We start from the raw sequence: 5,267 nt of genomic DNA, 5'->3' as shown, positions 1-5,267 counted from the left end.
AGGAAGCTGCGCCTAAGATAATTTATAAAATTTAGAATTTTAAAATTCTAAAAAATTTGATAGCTCGCTGATTGCGTAGCCTTGTTTGCGCGAAAGCATGCAAGCTTTCATGGATTAAGGCGTGCTCGGTGCGATGCCGTGTTTATCATCTATGAGTTCCGATTCGTTTAATTGCTTGTATTCGTCGCAGCCGATCTGCTCTGCTAAATCGCATGCTTTCCCGTAAAATTCTTTTGCTAAGGATCTATCTTGTTTAATATGCCATCCATTTTTGTATAAATCCCCGAGATAACTACACGAGTCCGCATCCCCGCTCTCGCAAGTATTTTTAAGCAAATTTAGCCCGCTTTGATATAGGCTTTCTGCTTTTTGGTAATTACCTGCTTTGTAAAAGTCTCCCAGAGTCAAGCACGCCGCCGCCCTGCCGCCATCACAAGCCTTTTGGTATAAATCCGCAGCCTTTTTGAAATCCTTCTCTACGCCCCTGCCGTCTATATATAGATCCGCTAGGCGCTGGCACTCATATAAGTCGCCTTCATCGCATTTCTTTTGATTTATTTGAGCCTTCTTTTGGTACAAAACAGCCGCTTTTTTATATAGGCTCTCCGCCTTTTGCAAATCCTGTCTGACCTTGTCGCTGTTTTTATATAAATATGCAAGGTTATTACACATATCTGCATCACCGTTATCGCAAATCATTTGACGCAAAACCATAGCCTTGTGCCTGTCTCTTGAGACGCCGATACCGGATTCGTATGAAATTGCAAGCAAATTGCACGAAAACATATTACCGCCGTCGCAAGCCTTTTGGTGCAGGCTCGCAGCCTTTTGATAATCTTGTCTAACGCCATAGCCTTCAAAGTATAGTCCTGCAAGCTCATAGCAACCGGTCATATCTCCGTCATCGCAGGCTTTTTGATAAAAATTCGCCGCTTTTTGATAGTTTTGAGTGACGTTCCTGCCGAATCGATATAAGTTTCCGAGCCTATAGCAGCTTTGCGCCTCTCCGCTGTCGCAGCTGCGCTGCCACATTTTTATCGCTTTAGGATAATCGCCGTCCTCATAGAGCTTATCCGCGTCTTCAAAGACTCCGCCCATGCAAAACATAGCTATAACGGCTAGATAAAGATATCTTTTCATTTAATCCCTTTGAAATTTCTGTAAATCTACTTGCGCATTTGCGGCGCAAAATTCTGCATCTAATATTTTATGATCTCGGTCTGCGCGTGGGCTTAGCGCGCAAGCTTAATGCCAAGCGATCTAGCGCGCAAATCCGGCGCGCACTTAACTCTCTTTTAAAAGCTTAGTTAGTGCCGTGCCGCTTTCGTCGTGTTTGCGGATGTTTTTATAAATTTTACTAAAATAAGCTTCTAAAAATTCCTGATCATCGATCTTATCTTCGCCCTTTTTCGGCACGATCTTTCGGTACTCGCCGCTGCTTTGCAGCTCGAATGCGAGCTCGTTATCGCTTAGCTGAAGCTTTAAAATTTCTTTGAGCTTGTTTTGCAAATTTTCGTTGTAAATCGGGCTCATCAGCTCCAGTCTGCGCTCTAAATTTCGCGGCATCCAATCCGCGCTCGCGATGTATAGGCTGGGCTGGGCGTGCGCGAAGTAAAAAATTCTAGCGTGTTCCAGGTATTTGCCGACGATCGAGATCACGCGGATGTTTTCGCTAACGCCCTTAAGCGCCGGGCGCAAGCAGCAGATGCCGCGCACGATGAGATCGATCTTTACGCCCGCGGCGCTTGCTTTATACAGCGCCTTGATCATATCGCCGTCGACAAGAGCGTTCATCTTGGCGATGATCCTGCCGGCGGAGCCTTTTTTCTCCTCGTTTTTTATCATCGCTAAAAGCCGCTCTTTGATCTGCATCGGCGACATAGAGAGGTTATCGAGCTTGCGGTTTTTGTTGTAGCCCGAGAGGATGTGAAAGAAATTCGTCGTGTCCTTATCGAAGCGGTCGCCGCAGGTAAAAAAGCTCACGTCGGTGTAAATTTTAGCGCTCGAGCCGTTGTAGTTGCCCGTGCCTAGGTGGATATAAAATTTTAGCTTGCCGTCCTCTTTTTTGATGATCTGAGTTACCTTGGCGTGGACTTTAAAGCCCGTGATACCGTAGATTACGTGCGCGCCCGCGTCTTCGAGAGCCTTCGCCCAGTGCAGGTTGTTTTCCTCATCAAACCTCGCCTTAAGCTCGACCATCACCGTTACCTGCTTACCGTCGCTTGCGGCCTCGATCAGGCTCTGGACGATCGGGGAGTTTTTCTCCACGCGATACAGCGTCATACGGATCGAGATGACCTTTGGATCTTTTGCGGCCTCTTTGATGAGCTTTTGCACCGGATCGAAGCTCTCGTAAGGATGAATTAACAAGATATCCTCCTTCTCCATCGCGCTCATAACGGAGGTGTTTTCGTTAAAGGGGGGCAGCGTCTTTGGTAGATACTGAGGATGGGCTAGAAAGGAAAAATCCTTATTGGAAGCGATCTCCCAAAGCCCGTCTAGCGTAAGCGGCACGGCGCATTCATATATATCTTTGTAAAAAATTTTAAGATGGGAATTTAGAAATTCTAAAAGCTCAGCATCGGCATCTTTTTCGATCTGAAGTCGTACGAAAGCCCCTTTGCGGCGTAGTTTAAGCCCCGCTTCTAAAATCATCATAAAATCGTCCGCTTCCTCCTCCTCGATTACGATATCTGCGTTTCGCGTGACGCGGAAGGCTGCGGAGCTGATGAGCTTGTAGCCGGGGAAAATCTCCTCCGCATGGCGCTTTACGATGGTGCCGATCGGCACGTAGGTGTTTTGCGCGACCTGCACGAAGCGCGGGATCACGCGCGGAATTCTAATCATCCCGAAATGCACCGACTCGGGTGCGCCCTCATCGCAGAGCTTGACCGCGAGGGAGAAGCTGAGATTATTTAGATGTGGGAAAGGATGGGTCGCATCCACTGCGATCGGGACGATTACTGGCATTATCTGCGAGAAGAAAAACTCGTCCGCCACCGGCTTTAGCTCGGGCGGCAGCTCGTCGTAGCTTTTGATAAAAAGCCCGTTTTTGCAAAGCTCTTTTTGGATGCCGAAATACTGCTGCTCAAGCTCGGTTTGTTCGTTTCTTAGATAGGAGCGGATCGCGCGCAGCTGCTCAAGAGGCGTCATCTCGTCATCGCCGCTGGTTATAACGCCGGCGGTAAAAAGCTGCTTCAAGCCCGCCACGCGGATCATATAAAATTCGTCTAAATTCGTGCTGTAAATCGCTAGAAATTTTAATTTTTCAATTAGCGGGATATCCTTTTTGCATTGTTCCAGCACGCGGGTATTGAAGCGTAGCCAGCTTAGCTCGCGGTTTATAAAATTATTTTGTGTTTGCATAAAAACTCCTTTTTGAATATTAATTCTAAGATTATAGCCCAATTAAGATTAAATTTTAAAGTCCGAATTTCATGAGCTTGCAAGTGGGGCAATTTAGTATTTAAAATTCTGCCCTAATTCCCTATTTTTCCTAAATCCTTGCACATTTGCGCGTCGCCGTCTTTGCAGCTCAGCTTTAAATACCGCCTTAAATATAAAATTTGCTCTTTCTCCTCCTCGCTCATATCAAGCAACCATTTGCACGCCTCCTTTACATTACCCCTGTTGCAAGCCTTTTTGCAAAAATTTTTGCCTTCATTTTTATCTACTTTAGCCCACAACAGTAGTCCGTAAGCGTAGCACGAAGGGTAATGCTCTCCGTTACAGCCGATTTCATAAAATTTCGTAACCTCGTTTATATTCTCATTCTCTCTGTTTAACGATGTGGCAAAGTGCCCGCATCCTGCAGGATTTCCCGCATCGCAGGATTTTTTAAAATACTCTTTTGCCACAAGCTCGTCTTTTTTTGCGCCTTCACCATAAAAATATAAAAGCCCGTAATCGTCGCAAAATTTCGCGTCCAGCTCGCAAGCTCTTTCGTAATATGTCTTGATTTTCGCGTGTTTTTCGTCCAAAGAAGTAAGCGAATACGCTTGCCCCATAAAAATGCAGCCTTTGGCATATCCCAAACTGCATGATTTTTCAAAAAATTCCAATGCCAAATCATCGTTTTTTCGTGCGCAAGATTTATTATTTAGAATTAAAGCCGCCAAATAACATGCTTCGCCGTCACCGCTACTGCATTTCTTTAAATTTAAATCGTAAATATCGCACGCAGGCGCCCCTAGAGAATAAATTTCGCTTACGCTCTCAGCCTTTAAAAACAGAACCGACGCGAGTATAAAAAATAGCGCTTTCATTTCAGCCTTCGTAAACAATATAAATTTAAATCAGAAAACGACGTAAATTTTATCTCTTTGCTAGCGGCTGCGCTTTGGTTACGCTCTGCCGAGGCTTGCGTTATTAAAGGCGCCAAAATTACGGGATAGAATTCTTTCATTATCGCTCTTTCCCCCTCTTTGGATTTGCCATCTTTTACTCCTTGGTTGAATTTTCATTTTCATGGTATTTTTGATAAATTTTCCCGTATGCCTTTCTAGCACATTTTACAGGATCGCGATCTTTGCTGTCGCGCAAACAGTCGTCTAGAGCTTCTCTTAGTTCGCAAGATTTTAACTTAAGTAGTTTTTTCTCATCATTAAATTTTTCGCAAGCTATAACATAGTTACTAAAAGCCCTTTCGATATTGCCTCTTCTCATAATGTCAAATATTCCCAGATTGTAGCAGGACTCGGCTACGCCTGCCTTACAAGATTTATCTAATGGCGCAACCGAGGCTTCGCGCATACCCAGTTCAAAGCCCATAATATAACCCACATCGGCGCACCCGATCATATCTCCGCCATCACATTTTTTAGATAAAATTTTTATCAGCTTAGTGCATGAGCTATATTTACCGTTTCCTTTATCGCATTCGTTGTAAAGATTTTCCTCTTCAGCCGTAGGCTTATCCGCTATTGCGATAGAAGCTAAAAATATCATGGAATAAAATACAAAATTAATTTTCCCCATACAATTTCCTTTCGACACCTTCAAAAATAATTTTACCTTTTTTTATAGGGTTACACTCTTTGTCTTTTAGGCAGGCTTTTAGTTCCTCGATATTTTTGCAAACTATATCTCTATCTTTAAGATCGCTATTACAAACTTTTTCAAGACTTTTAATTGCTGCTTGCATATTACCGTTTACATATATATCTAGCGTACCCAATATAAAACAGTGATATGTACTATTAGCATCACACAGCTTAATCAGATATTTCGTAGCTTCCTCTATTCGGCGTAATGATCGCAAAAGATCA

At 44.0% G+C, this 5,267-nt stretch carries 5 protein-coding genes; all 5 read right to left on the bottom strand.

The features are described 5' to 3' along the window. Positions 1-114: 114 nt before the first annotated feature. Positions 115-1,140: an SEL1-like repeat protein gene (locus tag Q0620_RS01110; RefSeq protein ID WP_298782857.1), complete on the bottom strand. Its 1,026-nt coding sequence runs from the start codon at positions 1,138-1,140 to the stop codon at positions 115-117. A gap of 144 nt (positions 1,141-1,284) precedes the next feature. Then, a complete protein-coding gene (locus tag Q0620_RS01105; RefSeq protein WP_298782856.1) occupies positions 1,285-3,366 on the bottom strand; it encodes an RNA degradosome polyphosphate kinase in 2,082 nt (693 codons plus the stop codon). 113 nt (positions 3,367-3,479) lie between these two features. Beyond that, positions 3,480-4,265, bottom strand: a complete 786-nt coding sequence (locus Q0620_RS01100) for a tetratricopeptide repeat protein (RefSeq protein WP_298782855.1) — start codon at positions 4,263-4,265, stop codon at positions 3,480-3,482. Between the two features lie 175 nt (positions 4,266-4,440). Beyond that, entirely contained in the window at positions 4,441-4,977 is a 537-nt protein-coding gene (locus Q0620_RS01095; RefSeq protein WP_298782854.1) for a hypothetical protein, read from the bottom strand. Continuing rightward, on the bottom strand, positions 4,964-5,267 hold a 304-nt coding region (locus Q0620_RS01090; protein ID WP_298782853.1), incomplete at its 5' end, for a hypothetical protein. The genes Q0620_RS01095 and Q0620_RS01090, both read right to left, overlap by 14 nt.

Origin of the sequence: uncultured Campylobacter sp., assembly GCF_938017615.1 — a bacterium.
Taxonomy (GTDB): Bacteria; Campylobacterota; Campylobacteria; order Campylobacterales; family Campylobacteraceae; genus Campylobacter_B.
This window is presented reverse-complemented; position numbering and strand designations above follow the sequence as displayed.

What these genes read in the sequence shown, in the direction of transcription:
- Q0620_RS01105 (WP_298782856.1), bottom strand. Translation starts at nt 3,366, where the DNA reads ATGCAAACACAAAATAATTTTATAAACCGCGAGCTAAGCTGGCTACGC.
- Q0620_RS01110 (WP_298782857.1), bottom strand. Translation starts at nt 1,140, where the DNA reads ATGAAAAGATATCTTTATCTAGCCGTTATAGCTATGTTTTGCATGGGC.
- Q0620_RS01100 (WP_298782855.1), bottom strand. Translation starts at nt 4,265, where the DNA reads ATGAAAGCGCTATTTTTTATACTCGCGTCGGTTCTGTTTTTAAAGGCT.
- Q0620_RS01095 (WP_298782854.1), bottom strand. Translation starts at nt 4,977, where the DNA reads ATGGGGAAAATTAATTTTGTATTTTATTCCATGATATTTTTAGCTTCT.